Raw genomic sequence first — 18626 nt, forward strand, 5'->3', positions numbered from 1 at the left:
AGCCGGTCCGGCCGATCCCGCCCGCCCAGAGCCGGCCCGCCCGGAGCCCGCCGGCCCCGAGCGGGCCCACGCTCAGAGCGCCAGCCCGACCCCCAGCAGGACGCCGTAGCCGAGCTCGAACAGGCCGGTGCCCGCGAGCACCGGGACGAGCAGCGGACCGCGCGCGCCCGCGACCACCGGGACGGTGAGGAGCGCGGCGGGCAGCAGGAGCACGAGCGTGCCGAGCGCCCACGGCGACGCGAACGCGCACACCACCGCCAGCAGGAGCGGCACCCAGATCATCGCGACGTAGGCGCGGCGCGCCCGGAAGTCGCCGAGCCGCACCGCGAGCGTGCGCTTGCCCGCGACGACGTCGGTCGGGATGTCGCGGATGTTGTTGACCATGAGGATCGCGCACGCGAGCAGCCCGACGGCGACCGCGCCGACCGCGGACGGCCACGTGACCACCCCGGCCTGCGTGTACGTGGTGCCGAGCGTCGCGACGAGGCCGAAGAACACGAACACCCCGACCTCGCCGAGGCCGCGGTAGCCGTAGGGGTTGCGCCCGCCCGTGTAGTACCAGGCGGCGAGGATCGCGACGGCGCCGACCGCCAGGAGCCACCAGTGGCCCGTGACCGCGCAGAGGACGAGCCCCAGGACGCCCGCGACACCGAACGCGGCGAACGCCGCGGCGCGCACCTGCGCGGGCCGCGCGAGCCCGGACGCGGTGAGCCGCAGCGGGCCGACGCGGTCGAGGTCGGTGCCGCGCACGCCGTCCGAGTAGTCGTTGGCGTAGTTCACGCCGACCTGGAGCGCGAGCGCGACCCCGAGGGCGAGCAGCGCGGGCCAGAACGCGAACCCGTCCACCTGGGCCGCGGCGCCGGAACCCACGATGACGGGCGTCGCGGCGGCAGGGAGGGTGCGCGGGCGTGCGCCCGCGACCCACTGGGTGGTGCTGGCCATGGTGCTCCGTCTCGGTCGTGCGTCTCGGTCGTGCGTCTCGGGTCGTGCTGCTCGGTCGTGCCCGGGGTGGTCCGGCCGGCTCAGCCGGGCAGGGTGCGCCCGTGCCCGACGGCGATCCGGGCCACCGCGGCGCGGTCCACCTTGCCGGGCCCGCGCCGGGGGAGGTCCGGGACGACGAGCACGCGGCGGGGTGCGGCCGCCCGCTCCAGCCTATCCGCGACGCGGCCCCGCACGGCGGCGACGAGCTCGGGCGGGGCGCTCGTCACGCCCCCGGCGCCCGCCGTGCCCGCCGTGCCCGCCGTGCCCGCCGTGCCCGCCGTGCCCGACGCGGCACCGTCGTCGCGCTGCGCGCCCGCCAGCGTGACGACCGCGACGACCTCCTGGCCCCACTCGGGGTGCGGCACCCCGACGACGCACGCCTCCCCGACGCCCCCGACCTCGCCGACCACGGCCTCGACAGCCGCCGGGGCGACGTTCACGCCGCCCGAGACGATCACGTCGTCCGCGCGGCCGAGGACGGTGAGCACCGGCGCGTCCGCGGGGCCGTCGAGCCGCCCGAGGTCGCTCGTGCGGAACCAGCGCGTGCCGTCGTCGTCGGTGCGGAACGCGGCCGCGGTCCCGTCCGGCTCCCCGAGGTAGCCGTGCGCGAGGAACGGGCCGGAGAGCTCGACGACGCCCGCCCCCTCGCCCTCGGCGTCGCCCGCCGGGACCAGCCGGACGCGCGCGCCCGGGAGGGGGACGCCGTCGTACACGCAGCCGCCGCACGTCTCCGTCATGCCGTACGTGGTGACGACGCGCGCTCCCGCGGACCGCGCGCGGCGCAGCAGCGCGGGCGGCGTCGCGGCACCGCCGAGGAGCACGGCGTCGAGCGAGCGGAGCGCGTCGAGTCCTGCGGCGCCGTCGGCGGACCCGGCGTCGGCCGCCTCGACGAGGCGGTGGAGCTGGGTCGGGACGAGCGAGACGTACCGCCGCTCGCCGCGCGGGGCGCGGGCGACGAGCGCCGCGAACCCGCCGGGGGTGAAGGGCTCGCCCGCGGGCGCGACCGTGAGGCCCCGCCCCGCGGCGTGGGCCCGCGCGACGACCTGCACCCCCGCGACGTGCGTCGGGGGCAGCGTGAGGAGCCAGTGTCCCGGGCCGCCCAGCCGCTCGTGCGTCGCGGCGCCCGACGCGCGCAGGGCGTCGGCGCCGAGCAGCACCTCCCGGGGCGCGCCCGTCGAGCCCGACGTGCGCAGCACGAGCGCGGTGCCCGCGGGGACGTCGCCCGCGGCCGGTCCGGAGCCCGGGGGGCGGGGGAGCAGCGGGACGGGCGCGACGGGCGGGCCGTCGCCGTCGAGCGCGGCCCCGACCGCCGCGACGAGGGCGTCCAGATCGGCGGGGACGACGGCGCGGTTCACCGGATCAGCCTAGGTCGGGTCGTACCGTGGCCGAGGACACAGGTCCGTCGTGGTGCCGGCACGGGCAGGGGCCCCGGGCCGTCGGGAGGTCGAGGGTGACGAGGACGGGACGAGGAGTCCGGGGGAGCGCGCTCGCCGCGGTCCTGGTGGCGGCGGTGGTCGCGCTCGCCGGGTGCGCGGGCGAGCCGACGGCGCCGAGCACCACGACGATCGAGCCGGACGCGTCGGGCACCAAGGGGGTGCCCCCGACACCGGACGTCCCCCTCGTGTGGCCGCTCACGGGCGTCGCGGCCGACGAGGTCGCGGACCGGCCGGCGCTCGCGGTGAAGATCGAGAACGCGCCCCAGGCGCGCCCGCAGACCGGGCTCGAGCAGGCGGACGTCGTGTGGGAGGAGGTGGTCGAGGGCGGCATCACGCGCTTCGTCGCCGTCTACCACTCGCAGGTGCCCGAGAGCGTGGGCCCCGTCCGCTCGGTGCGGCCCATGGACCCGGCGATCGTCGCGCCGCTGCACGGCGTCCTCGCGTACACCGGCGGGCAGCAGCCGTTCATCGACGCCGTGGGTGCCGCGGGCGTCCAGTCGGTCGTCATGGACGAGGGCGACGACGGCTTCACGACCACGCGCGCGCGGCGCGCCCCGCACAACGTGTACGGCAGCCCCGAGGCGTTCTGGGCCCAGGCCGACGACGACCGCACGTCCCCGCCGCCCGCGCAGCTCGTGTTCGCGCGCGAGCCCGGGACGGCGACCGCGACGGTCGCGGGCGCCGCGGCCACCCGGCTCGACGTGCGCCTCACGCACGCGAGCCGCGCGGTGTGGGAGTGGGACGGCGGCGAGGGCCGCTACGTGCGCAGCGAGGGCGACCGCCCGGCCGTCTCCGCGGACGAGGTGCGGCTGTCGGCGACGAACGTCGTGCTGCTCGCCGCGCCGATGGTGGACACGCCGTTCAAGGATCCGGCGGGGGTGCCGGTCCCCGAGACGCAGCTCGTCGGGACGGGCGAGGGCGTCGTCGCGAGCGGCGGCAAGCAGGTCGCGGTGACGTGGTCCAAGGAGGGCGTCGAGGCCCCGCTCGTGCTCAGCGGCGCCGACGGCGCACCCGTCGAGCTCGAGCCGGGCGCGTCCTGGATCGAGCTCGTGCCCACGGGGTCCGGGAGCTGGACGGTGGGCTGACCCTCCGCCGTCGGGCGGACGACGTCCTCCCCACGGCGTACGTCCGCTCCGCCCCGAGGGGGACCGCCCGCCGCACAGGTCGAGCCGCGGGGCCGACGCGCCGAGGGGTCCCGGGCGGCACCGTGGAGTCATGGCAACCGTCGTCCCGCACCCCGTCCACCCGTCCCAGCCCCGCACCCCCTCCGAGGACGCCCCGCAGCGCGCGGACCAGACCCCGCTCCCGCCTTCGTACGCGCCGCGTGCGTCGCGCGACGACGAGCCCGGCGTCGCCCGCTCGGCCGCCCCGGTCGTCGTCTCCGTCGGGCTCCTGTTCGGCCTCGCCGTCGCGGCGGCGTTCGTCGGGCGCGGCCTCATCGAGATGCTGACGAGCCTCGTCGGCGGCTCCTGAGCCGGCTCGTCAGAACGCGTAGCCGAAGCGTCCCCAGTCCGGGTCGCGCCGCTCGAGGAACGCGTCGCGGCCCTCGACGGCCTCGTCCGTCATGTACGCCAGCCGCGTGGCCTCGCCCGCGAAGACCTGCTGCCCCATGAGCCCGTCGTCCGCGAGGTTGAACGCGAACTTCAGCATCCGGATCGCCTGCGGCGACTTCGTCGCGATCACCCGCGCGTACTCGATCGCGAGCGCTTCCAGGTCCGCGTGGTCCGCGACCTCGTTGACCGCGCCCCACGCGTACGCGTCCTGCGCGGAGTACTCCCGCGCGAGGAAGAAGATCTCCCGCGCGCGCTTCTGGCCCACCTGCCGTGCGAGGTACGCCGAGCCGTAGCCACCGTCGAACGACCCGACGTTCGCGTCGGTCTGCTTGAACCGCGCGTGCTCGCGGCTCGCGATCGACAGGTCCGCGACGACGTGCAACGAGTGCCCGCCGCCCGCGGCCCAGCCGTTGACGACCGCGACCACGACCTTCGGCATCGTCCGGATGAGCCGCTGCACCTCGAGGATGTGCAGGCGCCCCGCGCGGCCCGGGTCGACGGCGTCGCGCGTGTGCACGTCGCCGCCGCCGTCGGGCGCGGTCGTGTACTGGTACCCGGAGCGCCCGCGGATGCGCTGGTCGCCGCCCGAGCAGAACGCCCACCCGCCGTCCTTGGGCGAGGGCCCGTTGCCCGTGAGGAGCACGGTCCCGACGTCGGACGTCATGCGCGCGTGGTCGAGGACGCGGTACAGCTCGTCCACGGTGTGGGGCCGGAACGCGTTGCGCACCTCGGGCCGGTCGAACGCGACGCGGACCACGGGCAGGTCCCGCACGACGGCGCCGTCGGCGTCGCGCTCGACGCCGCGGTGGTAGGTGAGGTCGGTGAGCGCCTCGAAGCCGTCGACCTCGCGCCAGGCGCCCGGGTCGAACGTCTCGGAGACCTGGCGGGGGAGGGCGTGCTCCCGGCGGGCGGGGGCGCGGCTCGCGTCGTCGGGCACGGCGGGGGTGGGGTCGGTGCTGCTCACGCCCGCCACGGTAGCCGGTGCGCGAGCGGGCGGCGTGCGCGCGCCGGGGCGAGGCCGAGCACGAGCCCCGCCCCGACGACGAGCGTCCCGACGACCGACCGCGCGGTCGGCTCCTCGAACCCGAGCACGACCGACGCGACGAGCGCCGCCACGGGCAGCAGGCCCGCGAACAGCCCGGCGCGCGTGGGCCCGATCGTCGCGAGGCCGGAGTACCAGAGGAGGAACGCGACGGCCGTGACGACGACGGCGAGGTACGCGAGCGCGGCGAGCTCGGCGCCGTCGGGCACCGCGAGGAACGGGCTCCCCGACACCTGCTGCCGCACCAGCCCGAGCACGGCGAGCTGCGGCACGGCGAGGACGCACGCGTAGGCGGACACGCGCAGCGCGCCGAGCGTCGGCAGGAGGGGGACGGCGAGGAGCGAGAAGCACACCTCGCACGCGAGCGCGCCGAGCGCGAGCGCGACGCCGACGGGGTCGCCCGCGCCGCCGCCCTCGACGACCACGACCCCGGCGGTCACCACGACGGCGGCCGCGAGGGTGCGGACCGCGAGCCGTCGGGCCCGCAGCGCCCCCGCGGCCGCGAGGACGACGGGCGAGGCGCCCACGACGGCCCCGACGAGCGACGGGTCGGCGCGGCCCGCGCTCTCGACGACGAGGACGCTGAAGCCGACGAGCCCCGTGGCCGCGAGCGCGGTCAGGCGCCCGAGCGCGCGGGGTGAGGGCAGCACCCAGGGGACCCGGCGCACGGCGAGGACGGCGAGCAGGACGAGCGCGGCGACGGCGTAGCGCGCGGCCTGGCCGCCCAGCACCGGGAACCCGGCGAGGGCGGCGGACGCGACGAACGACGAGCCGACGATCGCCATGCCCGCGGCGCAGCGCAGGTCGCCGGTCCGCGGGCTGCCGGGACGCTCGGGTGCGGGTGTCATGCCTCGACGGTAGGAGCGTCGTGGACCAGGGTGCAGGGCCAGGTCGTGCCTGGTTCACTGGGCCAGATGACGACCCGGCTCGCGCCCGAGGCCCTCCTGCTCGTGCTCGGCCCGCGCCCCGCGCGCGACGTCGGCCGCTGGCTGCAGGACGGCCTGCGCGCGGCGGTCGTCGAGGGGCGGGTCGCGGCGGGCACGGTCCTGCCGTCGGGCCGGGACGCCGCCGTCGCGCTCGGGCTCTCGCGCGGCACGGTGACGACGGCGGTCGACGTGCTCGTGGGCGAGGGGCTGCTCGTGTCCCGGCCGCGGTCGGGCGTCGTCGTCGCGGCGCTCCCCGCGGCGCCGTCCCCCCGAGGGGCACCGCCCGCGCGGGGCCCGGGGACCGGGAGCACCCGGCACGGCACGGCGGGCCCCCGGCCCGTGAGCGTCGGGACCCCGGACCCGGCGCTGTTCCCCCGGGCGGCGTGGGCGCGCGCGGTCCGCGACGGCGTCCGCGGGCTCGCGGACGCCGACCTCGGCTACCCGGACCCCCAGGGCCTGCCCGCGCTGCGCGAGGCGCTCGCGGAGCACCTGCGCCGCAGCCGCGGCGCGCACGTGACCGCGGACGACGTCGTCGTGGTGAGCGGTGTCGCCCAGGCGCTCGCGCTGCTCGCACGGCTGCTCGCCGCGGGCCGGGTGGCGCCCGGGCCGGGGTCAGGGCCAGGGGCAGGGGCAGGGCCCGTCACGGTCGCCGTCGAGGACCCGTCGTCGCGGGGCGCGCTCGAGCTCCTGCGCGACGCGGGGACCCGGCCCGCAGGCGTGCCCGTCGACGCCGACGGGCTGCGGACCGACCTGCTCCCCGAGGACGCGCGCGCCGCGCTCGTGACGCCCGCGCACCAGTTCCCGCTCGGCGTCGTGCTCGCCCCGGCGCGCCGTCGTGCGCTGCTCGCGTGGGCCGCCGCGGGGAACCGCCTCGTGCTCGAGGACGACTACGACGCCGAGCTGCGCTACGACCGTCGGCCCGTGGCGTCGGTGCAGCCCCTGGCCCCCGAGCGGGTCGTGCTCCTCGGGTCCGTCTCCAAGCTCCTGTCGCCCGCGCTGCGGCTCGGCTGGGTCGTCGCGCCACCGCGCGTCGTCGGGCCGCTCGTCGAGGCCAAGCGCCACGCCGACCTCGGCACGTCCGTCCCCGAGCAGGCGGCGCTCGCGGCGCTCCTCGGCTCGGGCGCGTACCAGCGGCACCTGCGCCGGGCCCGGGTCGTCTACCAGCGGCGGCGCCGCGCGCTGCTCGCCGCGCTCGGCGAGGCCCTGCCCGGCGTCACGGTCGGGGGCGTCGCGGCGGGTCTCCACCTTGTCGTCCCGCTCCCCGGCCCGGCGGCCGAGGACGCGGCGGTCGACGGGCTGCGCGCGGCCGGCGTCCCCGTCGAGCCGCTGAGCGGGACGGGCGTCGAGCGCGCCGAGCCGACCGAGCACGGCGTGGTCGTCGGCACGGCGCGCGTGCGCGAGCCCGACGTCGCGCGCATCGTCGACGCGCTGCGGGCGGCGGGCGCGGGACGCCTGCCCGCCTGACGAGCGCGCGGCCGGTGCCCTACGGTGTGCGGGTGGGGACGACGCCGACCGAGACCGCCGACCGACGACCCGCACCGCGGCGCCAGGCGCGCGGTGTCGCGCGCCGGGACGCGATCGTCCGCGCCGCCGCGGACCTCATCCTCCAGGACGGCCCCGCGGCGGTGACCCACCGCGCCGTCGCGACGCGCGCCGACGTCCCGCTCGCGGCCACCACCTACTACTTCACCGGCCTCGACGACCTCATGGGCGCGGCCGGCGAGCTCATCGTCACCGGGTGGGCGGAGCACGCGCACGGCGCCGCGGAGCGCGCGGCGCGCGGCGGGGACCGGGCCCGGGAGGACGCGCGCGTCCTCGTCGACGCCGTCCTGCCGCCCGGCGGGGAGAGCGAGCTGCGGGGCTTCTACGAGCACCTCGTCGGCGCGGGCCGCTACCCGGCGCTCGCCCGGGCCTACGGGAAGGGTCGGCAGGGGCTGGACGACGCCGTCGCGCAGCTCCTCGCCGTGCGGGGCCTCGGCCACGTCGCGGCGTCGCTCCTCGTCGCGGTCGTCGACGGCGCCGCCGTGAGCGCGCTGAGCGAGGGCCGCGACGTGCGAGCGCTCGCGGTCCGCCTCGTCGGCGAGCTCGTGGCACCCGGACCGCGCTGAGGTCGGGCGCCGCCGCCGGGTAGCCTCGCGGCCCATGACCCGACGCCCGTCCACCGCCCGACCCGCCCTGCGCGACCGCCTCGTCCCCGAGACCACCCGGACCCTCGTCTCGACCGTCGTCGCGCTCGTGACCGGTCCGGTCGTCGTGCTCCTCGCGGAGGGCCCGCTCGGCCTCGACGACCGCACCGTGCCCGTTGCGGCGGGCCTCCTCGTGTGGGTCGTGCTCGCCGGGCTCTCGTGCACGCTGACGTGCGTCGCGTTCGCCGGGCGCCGCGGCCCCGAGCTCGAGCGGGCCCTGCTGCGCGCGCACCCCGACGGGCGCGGCCGCGGCCGCACGCTGCTCCTCGGCGGCGGGTCGACGGCGTGGTCCGTCCAGTTCGCGGTCATGGCGCTGCTCGTCGGGTTCGCGCTCGCGCAGGGCGTCGCGTGGGCCGCGGCCCCCGCGCTGACCGTGCTCGGCGTCGCGGTCATCGTCGTGTCGTGGGTCGCGGTGCTCGTGTCCCACTCCGTGCACTACGCGCGCCGCGACGTCGCGGCCGGCGACGGCCTCGGGTTCGCGTTCCCCGGCGAGGGACCGCGCGCCTACGCCGACTACGTGTACCTCGCCGCGGGCGTGAGCACGACCTTCTCGACCGCCGACGTCACGGTGCTCGACCCCGTCACGCGCCGGATGGTCACGACACACGCCGTCGTCGCGTTCGCGTTCAACGCCGTGATCGTCGCGCTCGTCGTCGTGGTGCTCGTCAACGCGTGAGCGCCGCCCGCCGCGGCCGTGCCCGTGCCGCGGGCCGACGACGACGCGTGGCATAGCCTGGACGCGTGCCCGACTCCCGCGCCGTCGTCTACCGCACCCGACTCACCACCCGGTTCCGCGGGCTCGACGCGCGCGACGGCGTCCTCCTGCGCGGAGACGCCGGCTGGGGCGAGTTCTCGCCCTTCTGGGACTACGACGACGCCGAGTCCGCGTCCTGGCTGCGCGCCGCGCGCGAGGCGGCCGACGACGGCTGGCCCGCCCCCGTCCGCGACCGGGTCCCCGTGAACGTCACCGTCCCGGCGGTCGGACCGGACCGCGCCCGGGAGCTCGTCGCCGCGTCCGGCGGGTGCCGCACCGCCAAGGTCAAGGTCGCGCAGCGCGGGCCCGACGGCGCGCTCGAACCCCTCAGAGCCGAGGTCGCGCGCCTCGAGGCCGTGCGCGACGCGCTCGGCCCGGGCGGTCGGGTGCGCGTCGACGCGAACGGCGCCTGGGAGCCCGAGGAGGCGCTGCGCCGCCTCCCGCACCTCGACCGCGCGGCGGGCGGCCTCGAGTACGTCGAGCAGCCGTGCCCCGACGTGGCCGGTCTCGCGGCCGTGCGGCGCGGCCAGCGCGGCGACACCGCCGTGCCCGTCGCCGCGGACGAGTCGATCCGGCGCGCCGAGGACCCGCTCGCCGTCGTGCGCGCGGACGCGGCCGACGTCGTGGTGCTCAAGGTGCAGCCGCTCGGCGGCGTGCGCGCGTGCCTCGATCTCGCCGAGCAGGTGCGGCTGCCCGTCGTCGTGTCGTCGGCGCTCGAGTCGTCGGTCGGCATCGCCGCGGGCGTCGCGCTCGCCGCCGCGCTCCCCGCGCTGCCGTACGCGTGCGGCCTCGCGACCGTGAACCTGTTCGCCGCCGACGTCGTGGCCGCGCCGCTCGTGCCCGTCGACGGGGCCCTGCCGGTGGCCCGCCCCGCGCCGAGCGCGGAGGCGCTCGCGGCGACCGCGCCCGACCCGGGCACCGACCGGCGGTGGCGCGCGCGGCTCGACCGCGTCGCCGGCCTCGTGGCCGCCGGGAGCGTGCGATGAGCGCCGCCCTCGACCCGCTGCTCGACGGCCTGCACGCCCAGCCGCCCGCGGTGCGCAGCGCGTTCGCGCTCGTGCACCGCCTCGCGCTCGAGGGCGTCGCGGACGTCGTGCTCGCCCCCGGGTCGCGCAGCGCTCCGCTCGCGTACGCGCTCGCGGCGGCGGCCGACCTCGGCCACCTCACGCTGCACGTGCGCGTCGACGAGCGTGCGGCCGGGTTCCTCGCCGTCGGGCTCTCGCGCGGCGCGGGGCCGCTCGTGCGCGGCGGCGTCGCGCTGCCCCGGCCCGTCGCGGTCGTCACGACGTCGGGGACGGCCGTCGCGAACCTGCACCCCGCGGTGCTCGAGGCGCACCACACGGGCGTCCCGCTCGTGCTCCTCACCGCCGACCGGCCGCACGAGCTGCGCGGCACGGGCGCGAACCAGACGACCCACCAGGCCGGGATCTTCGGCCCCGCGACGCGGTTCGCCGCGGACGTCCCGGCGCCCGACGGCCGCCCGGGCGAGGTCCGCGACCTCCTCGCCGTCGCGGCGCGCGCGCTCGCCGAGGCCGTGGGCGCACGCTCGGGGCACCCCGGTCCTGTGCACCTCGACCTCGCCTACCGCGAGCCGCTCGTGCCCGTCGGCCTGCCCGGCACTCCTCCCGCTGCCGCGCTCGCTGGGCCCACCGCCCCCGCCGCCCTCGATCCGGACCTCCCGGGTGTCCGCCCGGTCGTCGTCGTGCCGGCCGCCCCCGCGGCCGTGCCGACCGCCGTCGCGCCGGGCGACGTCACGGAGCCGCTCGGCACGCCGGTCGCCCCCGTCGCGCTGCCGGTGCCCGGCGAGCGGACGGTCGTCGTCGCGGGCGACGGCGCGGGCCCCGTCGCGCGCGACCTCGCCGAGGCGCGCGGTTGGCCGCTGCTCGCCGAGCCGTCGTCCGGGGCGGCGGGCGGTCGGCGTCTCGTCGTCGCGCACCCGCTCGTGCTCGGGGTCGACGCGCTCGTGGACGACGTGGAGCACGTCGTCGTGCTGGGGCGGCCCACGCTCTCGCGGCCGGTGCAGCGGCTGCTCGGGCGCGGGGACGTCGCGGTGACCGTCGTGGCGCCGGGCTCGCGCCCCTGGCCCGACGCCGCGCGCAACGCCTCCACCGTGCTCCCCGTGGTGCCCGCGGGGTGGCTCGAGCCCGCGTCCGCCACGGGCTGGGCCGAGCGCTGGCAGGCGGCGTCGGCCGCGGCGACGGCCGTCGTCGCGGCGGCGACCGACGGGGCCCGGACCGACGGGCCGAGCGTCGCGCGCGCGGTCGCCGCGGCGGGCGGCCCGGACGACCTGCTCGTCGCCGGCTCGTCGAGCCCCGTGCGCGACCTGGGCCTCGTGCTCGGCCTCGACGGGCCCGGCCCGCGCGTGCTCGCCAACCGCGGGCTCGCGGGCATCGACGGGACCGTGTCGACGGCGCTCGGCGCGGCCCTCGCGACGGGTCGTGGCCACCGGCGCACCCGCGCGCTGCTCGGCGACCTCACCTTCCTCCACGACGTCGGCGGGCTGCTGCGCGGACCCGACGAGCCGCACGCGGACCTCCAGCTCGTCGTCGTGAACGACGACGGCGGCGCGATCTTCGCGGGGCTCGAGCCCGGGGCGCTGGGGGAGTCGTCCGAGGGCGCGCGCCGCACGTTCGAGCGCGTCTTCGCGACGCCGCACGGCGCGCACCTCGCGCCGCTGTGCGCGGGGTACGGGGTGGACCACCAGCTCGTCCAGGACGTCCCCTCGCTGCGGCACGCGCTCGCGGCACCGAGCCACGGCGTCCAGGTCCTCGAGGTGCGTGTCGGGCGTGCGGACCGCCGTCGCGACGGCCTGGTCCTGGCGGACGACGTCCGGGCGGCGGTGCGCGCGGTTCTGTCCTCGGGCGGCTGAGGGGCGCGGAAAAACTCGCAGCAGACTCCCAGGTTCGTTCAAGCGTCGTTCAAGCGCGGCGGTGTGAAGTAGTGGGCAGAAGAAGGAGGCCCACCATGACGAACACCCCGGGCACCGAGCCCACCCCCGTCCCGACGCCCGACGCCACGCAGCCGCTGCCGGCCGCGACCGCGGGCGAGCAGGCACCGGCCCAGCCGTCGGCGCACTCGACCGACCACCCGACGCAGCCGCTCCCGCCGCACCCCGTGCAGCACCTCACGACGCCGCAGCCCGCCCCGACGGGCCACGCCACCGCACCCGCGGGGCACACGCCCACCGCTGCGCCGGCGAACCCGTACGCGCGACCCGCGCAGGGCGCGCCCGCCCCCGGCGCGCACACGCCGTCCGGCAGCTTCGGCCCGCCGCCCGCACCGCCGGCCCCGGCCGCCGCCGGGGAGAGCGGCGCCCCGCAGCGCCGCCGCACCTGGGTGCCGGTCGTCAGCGCCGCGGCCGCCGCGGCGCTCCTCGCGAGCGTCGGCACCGCCGGCCTCACCGGCGCGTTCGGCGCCGACCAGGACTCCACGTCGCTCGCCGACGTCGGCCAGCAGCACGAGACGTCGGCCGCGCCCGTCGCCGACTCGTCGTCGCAGAACCCCGACTGGGAGGCCGTGACCAAGGCCGTCGCGCCGTCGGTCGTGGCGATCCAGGTCCAGACCCCGCAGGGCGGGGCCGAGGGCTCCGGCGTCATCATCGACGACAAGGGCCACGTGGTGACGAACAACCACGTGGTGTCCGGCGCCGAGAACGACACCGTCCAGGTCACGCTCAGCGACGGCCGCCTGTTCGACGCGAAGATCGTCGGGCTCGACCCGGCGACGGACCTCGCCGTCGTGCAGCTCGTCGACGCCCCCGACGACCTCCAGCCCGCGACGCTCGGCGACTCCGACGACGTGACCGTCGGCGAGTCGGTCCTCGCGGTCGGCAACCCGCTCGGCCTCGCGAACACGGCCACGACCGGCATCGTCTCGGCCGTCGACCGCCCGGTGTCCGCGTCCGGCGAGGGCGGCGGCACGTCCGTCGTCACCAACGCGATCCAGATCGACGCCGCGATCAACCCGGGCAACTCCGGCGGCCCGCTGTTCGACGCGCAGGGCCGTGTCATCGGCATCACGTCGTCGATCGCGACGCTGTCGAGCGGCGGTGGCCAGTCCGGCTCGATCGGCCTCGGGTTCGCCATCCCGGTGAACCTCGCCAAGACGATCGGTCAGCAGCTCGTCGACAACGGGACCGCGGAGCACGCGTTCCTCGGCGTGACGCTCGCCGACGCGACCGCGACGGCCGACGGCGTCACGCGCCGCGGCGCCGAGGTCCAGGAGGTCACCGACGGCTCGCCGGCCGCCGACGCGGGCATCCGCTCGGGCGACGTCATCGTCGCCATCGACGGCCACCCGGTCGGCGGGGCGGAGTCGCTCACCGCGTTCGTGCGCGAGCGGGCCGCGGGCGCCGAGTCGAAGCTCACCGTCGTCCGCGACGGCAAGACGCTCGAGCTCGACGTCACCCTCGCGACGCGCCCGGCGGACGACGAGACCACCGGCCAGGGGTCGCAGGACGGCCAGGGGCAGACGCCGGGCCAGGACGGCCAGGGGCAGCTCCCCGGCCAGGGCGACCAGGGCGGCCAGCAGGGCGACCAGGGTCAGCAGGGCGACCCGACCGACCCGGGCAACGTCCCGAACCCGTTCGACTGGTTCTTCGGCGGCCAGGGCTGACCCGGCGCCGCACCCCGTCCCGCCACCTCCTCTGACCGTGGCGGGACGGTGGGCCGTCGGGGACGTCCCCGCCCCGGCGGCCCACCGCACCGAGCGGCCGGCACGGATCTCCGTGCCGGCCGCTCGTCGTCGTCCGGGGGTCTCTCGTCGGGGGCCTTCCGCCGGGGTACGGGCGCGGGGCGGTGGGGCGTCAGGCGTCGCCGAGCGCGTAGCGCATCGGCTCGAGCTTCGCCTCGGACTCGGCGACCTCGGCCGCCGGGTCGGACGCCGCGACGATGCCGCACCCGGCGAAGAGCCGCACCGAGCGCGGGTCGGTGCCCGACAGCTCGGCCGAGCGCAGCGCGATGCCCCACTCGCCGTCGCCGTCGGCGCCCAGCCACCCGACCGGGCCGGCGTACCGGCCGCGGTCCATGCCCTCGATCTCGCGGATGAGGTCGCGCGCGACGACCGTCGGTGTCCCGCACACCGCCGCGGACGGGTGCAGCGCGGCCGCGAGCGCCAGGCTCGTCGGCCCCGCCGCGGCGCCGCCCGACGCCCCGGGCGCGCTCGCGCCGCGCGCGAGGACGGCCGTCACGTCGGACGCGAGGTGCATGACGTTCGGCAGGTGCAGCACGAACGGGGAGTCGGGGACGTTCATCGACGAGCAGAACGGGGCGAGCGCCTGCGCCACGGACCGGACGGCGTACTCGTGCTCCTCCAGGTCCTTCGACGACCGGGCGAGCTGCGCGGCCCGCAGGAGCGCCTCGTCGTCGGACAGGCCGCCGCGCCGGATCGTGCCGGCGAGCACGCGGGACGTCACGAGGCCCTTCTCGCTGCGGACGAGCAGCTCGGGGGTCGCGCCGACGAGCCCGTCGACCGAGAACGTCCAGCACGCCTCGTAGGCGGAGGCGAGGCGCGCGAGCAGCCAGCGCGGGTCCACGGGCTCGCTCGTGTGGGCGACGACGTCGCGCGCGAGCACCACCTTCTCCAGCGCGCCCGAGCGGATGCGCTCGACGCCTTCCGCGACGACGGCGGCCCAGTCGTCGGCGCCGAGCGCGCCGTCGTGCCAGGCCACCGCACCCGGCGCGCGCACGGGCTCGCGCGGCGTGCGGCGCAGGGCGTCCGTGGGGGAGGAGGACAGCGAGCCGGCGGTGTCGACCGTCGTGAGCCACGCGTGGCCGTCACGTCGCCCGACGACGACGCGCGGCACGACGAGCACCCCGCCGGCCCGGACCGGGTCGTGGGCGTCGTCGCCCGGCGCGGAGTCGTCGAACGCGAACGAGCCGAACGCGACGGGGCCCGTGCCGGGCAGGCCCACCTCGTCGCGCACGACCGCGCGCGCGAGCGTCTCGTGCCACGCGGCCTCGGCGTCGGCGAACCGGCCGGGGCCCCACGTCTCGAGCCGCAGCGCCTCGCCCCAGCCGACGATCCCGTCGCCGCGGCGCACCCACGCGAGGGGCCGCGTGTCCGGCAGGAGGTCGACGAGGGCGTCGAGGCCGCCGGGCAGGTCGGGGATCCGGGTGGTCCTCACGACCAGCGGGTGGGGCTGTGCGGCCGTGGCCGACGGTTCTGCGCTCATCGCCTCCCAGCGTAAGCCGCGGCGGTGCGACCGCGGGCGCGGGGACGTGGAAGCATGGGCGCCATGCCCCGTGCCAACCTGGACAAGAAGCCCTCCGAGGTCGCGTCGATGTTCGACGGGATCGCCTCCCGGTACGACCTGACCAACGACATCCTGTCGCTCGGGCAGGACCGCGCGTGGCGCCGGGCGACGGTCCGCGCGGTCGGCGCGCTGCCGGGCGAGAAGGTCCTCGACCTGGCGGCCGGGACGGGCACGTCCTCGGAGCCGTTCGCCGACGACGGCGTGCGCGTCGTCCCGTGCGACTTCTCCATCGGCATGCTCCAGGTCGGCAAGGAGCGCCGCCCGGACCTCCCGTTCGTCGCCGGGGACGCGACGCGGCTCCCGTTCGCGGACGGCACGTTCGACGCGGTGACGATCTCGTTCGGGCTGCGCAACGTCGTCGACACCGAGGGGGCGCTGCGCGAGATGCTGCGCGTCGTGCGGCCGGGCGGGCGCGTGGTGATCTGCGAGTTCTCGACCCCCACGTGGGCGCCGTTCCGCGTCCTGTACCAGGAGTACCTGGTCCAGGCGCTGCCGCGCATCGCCTCGGCGGTGACGCGCGAGGGCGGGTCGTACGAGTACCTCGCCGAGTCGATCGCCGCGTGGCCGGACCAGCAGGGCCTGGGTCGTCTCCTGCTGCGCGCGGGCTGGGAGAAGGTCGCCTACCGCAACCTCTCCGGCGGGATCGTCGCGCTGCACCGGGGCGTGCGCCCGGCCTGACGCCACACCAGGACGAGGCCCCGCGCGTGCCGCGCGGGGCCTTCTCGGCGACCCCGGCGGCGCGCGGCCGCGTCGGCACGCGTGCGCGGCGCTGACCTGGGACGACGGTGCCCCGGGCGGGCGCGGACGCGCGGGAGGCTAGGCCATCGTGGCGCCGGCCCCCTTGCCCGCGAGTCCTCGTCCCCAGGGTCGGGTGTCGCCGCGTGCCGGGACCTTCGTCACAGGATCTCCCAGGGAAGGGTCGCCTTGCTACACATCTCCCGTCCGGAGTGACTAGAGTGGCGGTGTCCATTGTGACCGACTTCACAAGGACAGTGGGTGCACCGTGTCCCGAGCCGGGCCACGGTGGAGCATCGCACGAGGACTCCGACGACGGGACGGCGAGGTGGGCACGGTGGGCGCGAGGCTCGACGACGCCGACGTGATCGTCGTGGGCGCCGGCCCGGCCGGTTCCGCGGCCGCCCACTACTGCGCCGCCGCGGGCCTGAGCGTCCTCCTCCTCGAGAAGTCGGCGTTCCCGCGCGACAAGATCTGCGGCGACGGCCTGACGCCGCGCGCGGTCGCCGAGCTCGTGCGCATGGGCGTCCCCACGCGCGCCGAGGACGGCTGGATCCGCAACCGCGGGCTGCGCGTCGTCGCGAGCGGCCGCTCGTGGGAGCTCGCGTGGCCGGACCTCGCGTCGTACCCCAGCTACGGCATGGCCCGCGCGCGCCACTCGTTCGACCGCACGCTCGCCGAGCACGCGCAGCGCACCGGCGCCAAGCTGCTCGAGCGCACCGCCGTCACCGGCCCCGTCCTCGACGAGCGCACGGGCCGCGTCGTCGGCGTCACGGCGCGCCCCGTGGACGAGAAGGGCCGGCGCGCCGGGGACGAGGTCACCTACCGGGCGCCCGTCGTCATCGCGGCCGACGGCGTCTCGTCCCGCTTCGCGCTCGCCCTCGGCCTCGCGCGGCGCGAGGACCGCCCGATCGGCGTCGCCGTCCGGACCTACTTCCGCACGCCCCGCCACGACGACCCGTGGATGGAGTCCCACCTCGAGCTGTGGGACGGCAAGCCCCGCGAGTCGAACCTCCTGCCGGGCTACGGCTGGATCTTCTCGCTCGGCGACGGCACGGCGAACGTCGGCCTCGGCTCGGTCAGCTCGACGCCCGCGCGGCAGTCCGCGGCCAACGTCGACTACAAGGACCTGTTCGCCACCTGGATGCGCAACGCGCCCCCCGAGTGGGAGTTCACGGAGGAGAACCGGCTCGCCCCGGTGCGCGGCGCGGCGCTGCCCATGGGCTTCAACCGCACGCCGCTGTACACGCGCGGCGTGCTGCTCGTCGGGGACTCGGGCGGCATGGTGAGCCCGTTCAACGGCGAGGGCATCGCGTACGCGATGCAGGCCGGGCGGGCCGCGGCCGACGTCGTGGCCCAGTCCCGCGTGCGCCTCACCGACGCGGGGCGCGAGCGTGCGCTGCAGACGTACCCGCGCCTCATGCGGCGCGAGCTCGGCGGCTACTACACGCTCGGCCGGTACTTCGTGAAGCTCATCGAGCACCCCGAGATCATGCGGATCTGCACGCGCTACGGGCTCCCGCGCCCGGTCGTCATGCGGTTCGTCCTCAAGCTCCTGTCGGACTGCTACGAGCCCCGCGGCGGCGACTGGGTCGACCGCGTCATCGCCGGGCTGACCAGGGTGGTGCCATCGTCATGAGCCCACGAGGTGGGCCGGCACCCGCGCACCACGCAGCGCCGGCACTCGCACCACCTGACCGCGGACCCGGACGACGCCGTCCGGGGAGACCCGTCCCGAGCCCCCACTCGAGGAGTCGACGATGACCAACCCGTACGTCCCGCTGCTCGTCCTCATGGGCGTGGCCGCCGTGCTCGCGCTCGGCGGCGTCGCCGCGAGCGCGGTCATCGGCCCCAAGCGGTACAACCGCGCCAAGCTCGACGCCTACGAGTGCGGCATCGAGCCCACGCCCCACGCCGTCGGCGGCGGGCGCTTCCCGATCAAGTACTACCTCGTCGCGATGACGTTCATCGTCTTCGACATCGAGGTCGTCTTCCTCTACCCGTGGGCCGTCGACTTCGCGACGCTCGCGACGTTCGGGCTGGTGGCGATGCTCGCGTTCCTCGCGCTCATCACCGTCCCGTTCGTCTACGAGTGGCGCCGCGGCGGCCTCGAGTGGGACTGACGGTGGCACCCAGCGGGGGCCCCGGCGGGCACCGGCGAGAGAACTAGGAGAGACACCATGGGGATCGAGGAAGCTCCCTCGGGCTTCTTGCTCACCACGATCGAGGACCTCGCGGGGTACCTGCGCAAGGCGTCGCTGTGGCCCGTGACCTTCGGCCTCGCGTGCTGCGCCATCGAGATGATGGCGGCGGGCGCGTCGCGGTTCGACCTGTCGCGCTTCGGCATGGAGGTCTTCCGCGCGTCGCCGCGCCAGGCGGACCTCATGATCGTGGCCGGGCGCGTGAGCCAGAAGATGGCGCCGGTCGTGCGGCAGGTCTACGACCAGATGAGCGAGCCCAAGTGGGTCCTGTCCATGGGCGTGTGCGCGTCGAGCGGCGGCATGTTCAACAACTACGCGATCGTCCAGGGCGTCGACCACGTCGTCCCGGTGGACATCTACCTGCCCGGCTGCCCGCCGCGGCCGGAGATGCTCATCAACGCGATCCTCGCGCTGCACGACCAGATCCAGCACGAGCCGCTCGGCGTGAACCGCAAGGAGGCGGCGCGCGCCGCCGAGGCGGCGGCGCTCGAGGCGACGCCCACGTTCCAGATGAAGGGGCTGCTGCGGTGACGGACGAGAAGAGCGGCGCCGGCACGCC

17 protein-coding genes are annotated in these 18626 nt (G+C 77.4%); 12 read left to right on the forward strand and 5 right to left on the reverse strand.

Annotated features, from left to right (window positions below; genetic code table 11):
• Window positions 1-72 precede the first annotated feature (72 nt).
• Window positions 73-942: a 1,4-dihydroxy-2-naphthoate polyprenyltransferase gene (locus ACI769_RS07270; RefSeq protein ID WP_043660717.1), complete on the reverse strand. Its 870-nt coding sequence runs from the start codon at window positions 940-942 to the stop codon at window positions 73-75.
• An 80-nt stretch (window positions 943-1022) separates the two neighbouring features.
• Window positions 1023-2336 (reverse strand): AMP-binding protein, encoded by a 1314-nt coding sequence (locus tag ACI769_RS07275; protein WP_085388439.1) that lies wholly within the window; start codon window positions 2334-2336, stop codon window positions 1023-1025.
• A 95-nt stretch (window positions 2337-2431) separates the two neighbouring features.
• On the opposite strand from ACI769_RS07275, the gene ACI769_RS07280 reads away from it, so the two are divergent.
• Window positions 2432-3502 (forward strand): DUF3048 domain-containing protein, encoded by a 1071-nt coding sequence (locus ACI769_RS07280; protein WP_409141418.1) that lies wholly within the window; start codon window positions 2432-2434, stop codon window positions 3500-3502.
• A gap of 130 nt (window positions 3503-3632) precedes the next feature.
• Entirely contained in the window at window positions 3633-3890 is a 258-nt protein-coding gene (locus ACI769_RS07285; protein WP_085388438.1) for a hypothetical protein, read from the forward strand.
• 9 nt (window positions 3891-3899) lie between these two features.
• Here the strand turns inward: ACI769_RS07285 and ACI769_RS07290 are convergent, their stop codons facing one another.
• Both ACI769_RS07290 and ACI769_RS07295 read right to left on the reverse strand, forming a co-directional pair.
• Window positions 3900-4907, reverse strand: a complete 1008-nt coding sequence (locus tag ACI769_RS07290) for a 1,4-dihydroxy-2-naphthoyl-CoA synthase (protein ID WP_409141431.1) — start codon at window positions 4905-4907, stop codon at window positions 3900-3902.
• A gap of 23 nt (window positions 4908-4930) precedes the next feature.
• A complete protein-coding gene (locus ACI769_RS07295; protein ID WP_137281583.1) occupies window positions 4931-5860 on the reverse strand; it encodes a DMT family transporter in 930 nt (309 codons plus the stop codon).
• 66 nt (window positions 5861-5926) lie between these two features.
• Between ACI769_RS07295 and ACI769_RS07300 the strand changes: the two genes are divergently transcribed.
• The 6 genes from ACI769_RS07300 to ACI769_RS07325 all read left to right on the forward strand — a co-directional run bounded on the left by ACI769_RS07300 (window position 5927) and on the right by ACI769_RS07325 (window position 13492).
• Window positions 5927-7402, forward strand: coding sequence for a PLP-dependent aminotransferase family protein (locus tag ACI769_RS07300; protein ID WP_409141419.1), 1476 nt, complete (start codon window positions 5927-5929; stop codon window positions 7400-7402).
• 32 nt (window positions 7403-7434) lie between these two features.
• Window positions 7435-8046: a TetR/AcrR family transcriptional regulator gene (locus tag ACI769_RS07305; protein ID WP_051028633.1), complete on the forward strand. Its 612-nt coding sequence runs from the start codon at window positions 7435-7437 to the stop codon at window positions 8044-8046.
• 34 nt (window positions 8047-8080) lie between these two features.
• A complete protein-coding gene (locus tag ACI769_RS07310) occupies window positions 8081-8800 on the forward strand; it encodes a DUF1345 domain-containing protein (RefSeq protein ID WP_409141420.1) in 720 nt (239 codons plus the stop codon).
• A 65-nt stretch (window positions 8801-8865) separates the two neighbouring features.
• The gene (locus ACI769_RS07315) at window positions 8866-9864 is read left to right on the forward strand and encodes an o-succinylbenzoate synthase (RefSeq protein ID WP_409141421.1); all 999 of its coding nucleotides are present in this window, start codon (window positions 8866-8868) and stop codon (window positions 9862-9864) included.
• Window positions 9861-11747 carry a 2-succinyl-5-enolpyruvyl-6-hydroxy-3-cyclohexene-1-carboxylic-acid synthase gene (menD, locus tag ACI769_RS07320; RefSeq protein ID WP_409141422.1) on the forward strand — a complete coding sequence of 629 codons (1887 nt, stop codon included), beginning with the start codon at window positions 9861-9863 and terminating at the stop codon, window positions 11745-11747. Before ACI769_RS07315 ends, menD begins: the two co-directional genes overlap by 4 nt.
• Before the next feature lie 95 nt (window positions 11748-11842).
• Complete coding sequence (locus ACI769_RS07325) at window positions 11843-13492, forward strand: trypsin-like peptidase domain-containing protein (RefSeq protein WP_409141423.1); 1650 nt, start codon at window positions 11843-11845, stop codon at window positions 13490-13492.
• A gap of 190 nt (window positions 13493-13682) precedes the next feature.
• Here ACI769_RS07325 and ACI769_RS07330 read toward each other — a convergent pair whose 3' ends face one another.
• Complete coding sequence (locus ACI769_RS07330; protein WP_085388432.1) at window positions 13683-15050, reverse strand: isochorismate synthase MenF; 1368 nt, start codon at window positions 15048-15050, stop codon at window positions 13683-13685.
• Between the two features lie 63 nt (window positions 15051-15113).
• Between ACI769_RS07330 and ACI769_RS07335 the strand changes: the two genes are divergently transcribed.
• The 4 genes from ACI769_RS07335 (at window position 15114) to ACI769_RS07350 (ending at window position 18598) form a co-directional block, all read left to right on the forward strand.
• Window positions 15114-15809: a demethylmenaquinone methyltransferase gene (locus ACI769_RS07335; protein WP_043653744.1), complete on the forward strand. Its 696-nt coding sequence runs from the start codon at window positions 15114-15116 to the stop codon at window positions 15807-15809.
• A 394-nt stretch (window positions 15810-16203) separates the two neighbouring features.
• Window positions 16204-17505, forward strand: coding sequence for a geranylgeranyl reductase family protein (locus ACI769_RS07340; protein ID WP_228485243.1), 1302 nt, complete (start codon window positions 16204-16206; stop codon window positions 17503-17505).
• Between the two features lie 121 nt (window positions 17506-17626).
• Window positions 17627-17989 (forward strand): NADH-quinone oxidoreductase subunit A, encoded by a 363-nt coding sequence (locus ACI769_RS07345; protein ID WP_021481795.1) that lies wholly within the window; start codon window positions 17627-17629, stop codon window positions 17987-17989.
• A 57-nt stretch (window positions 17990-18046) separates the two neighbouring features.
• Window positions 18047-18598: an NADH-quinone oxidoreductase subunit B family protein gene (locus tag ACI769_RS07350; RefSeq protein WP_021481794.1), complete on the forward strand. Its 552-nt coding sequence runs from the start codon at window positions 18047-18049 to the stop codon at window positions 18596-18598.
• Window positions 18599-18626: the final 28 nt, after the last annotated feature.

Source organism: Cellulosimicrobium sp. RS (assembly GCF_046159675.1).
Lineage (GTDB): Bacteria > Actinomycetota > Actinomycetes > Actinomycetales > Cellulomonadaceae > Cellulosimicrobium > Cellulosimicrobium funkei.

Bases quoted from the DNA above. Each gene is read 5' to 3' on its own strand.
- ACI769_RS07270 (WP_043660717.1), bottom strand. From the start codon at position 942: ATGGCCAGCACCACCCAGTGGGTCGCGGGCGCACGCCCGCGCACCCTC.
- ACI769_RS07285 (WP_085388438.1), top strand. From the start codon at position 3,633: ATGGCAACCGTCGTCCCGCACCCCGTCCACCCGTCCCAGCCCCGCACC.
- ACI769_RS07295 (WP_137281583.1), bottom strand. From the start codon at position 5,860: ATGACACCCGCACCCGAGCGTCCCGGCAGCCCGCGGACCGGCGACCTG.
- ACI769_RS07300 (WP_409141419.1), top strand. From the start codon at position 5,927: ATGACGACCCGGCTCGCGCCCGAGGCCCTCCTGCTCGTGCTCGGCCCG.
- ACI769_RS07310 (WP_409141420.1), top strand. From the start codon at position 8,081: ATGACCCGACGCCCGTCCACCGCCCGACCCGCCCTGCGCGACCGCCTC.
- menD (WP_409141422.1), top strand. From the start codon at position 9,861: ATGAGCGCCGCCCTCGACCCGCTGCTCGACGGCCTGCACGCCCAGCCG.
- ACI769_RS07325 (WP_409141423.1), top strand. From the start codon at position 11,843: ATGACGAACACCCCGGGCACCGAGCCCACCCCCGTCCCGACGCCCGAC.
- ACI769_RS07330 (WP_085388432.1), bottom strand. From the start codon at position 15,050: ATGAGCGCAGAACCGTCGGCCACGGCCGCACAGCCCCACCCGCTGGTC.
- ACI769_RS07335 (WP_043653744.1), top strand. From the start codon at position 15,114: ATGCCCCGTGCCAACCTGGACAAGAAGCCCTCCGAGGTCGCGTCGATG.
- ACI769_RS07345 (WP_021481795.1), top strand. From the start codon at position 17,627: ATGACCAACCCGTACGTCCCGCTGCTCGTCCTCATGGGCGTGGCCGCC.
- ACI769_RS07350 (WP_021481794.1), top strand. From the start codon at position 18,047: ATGGGGATCGAGGAAGCTCCCTCGGGCTTCTTGCTCACCACGATCGAG.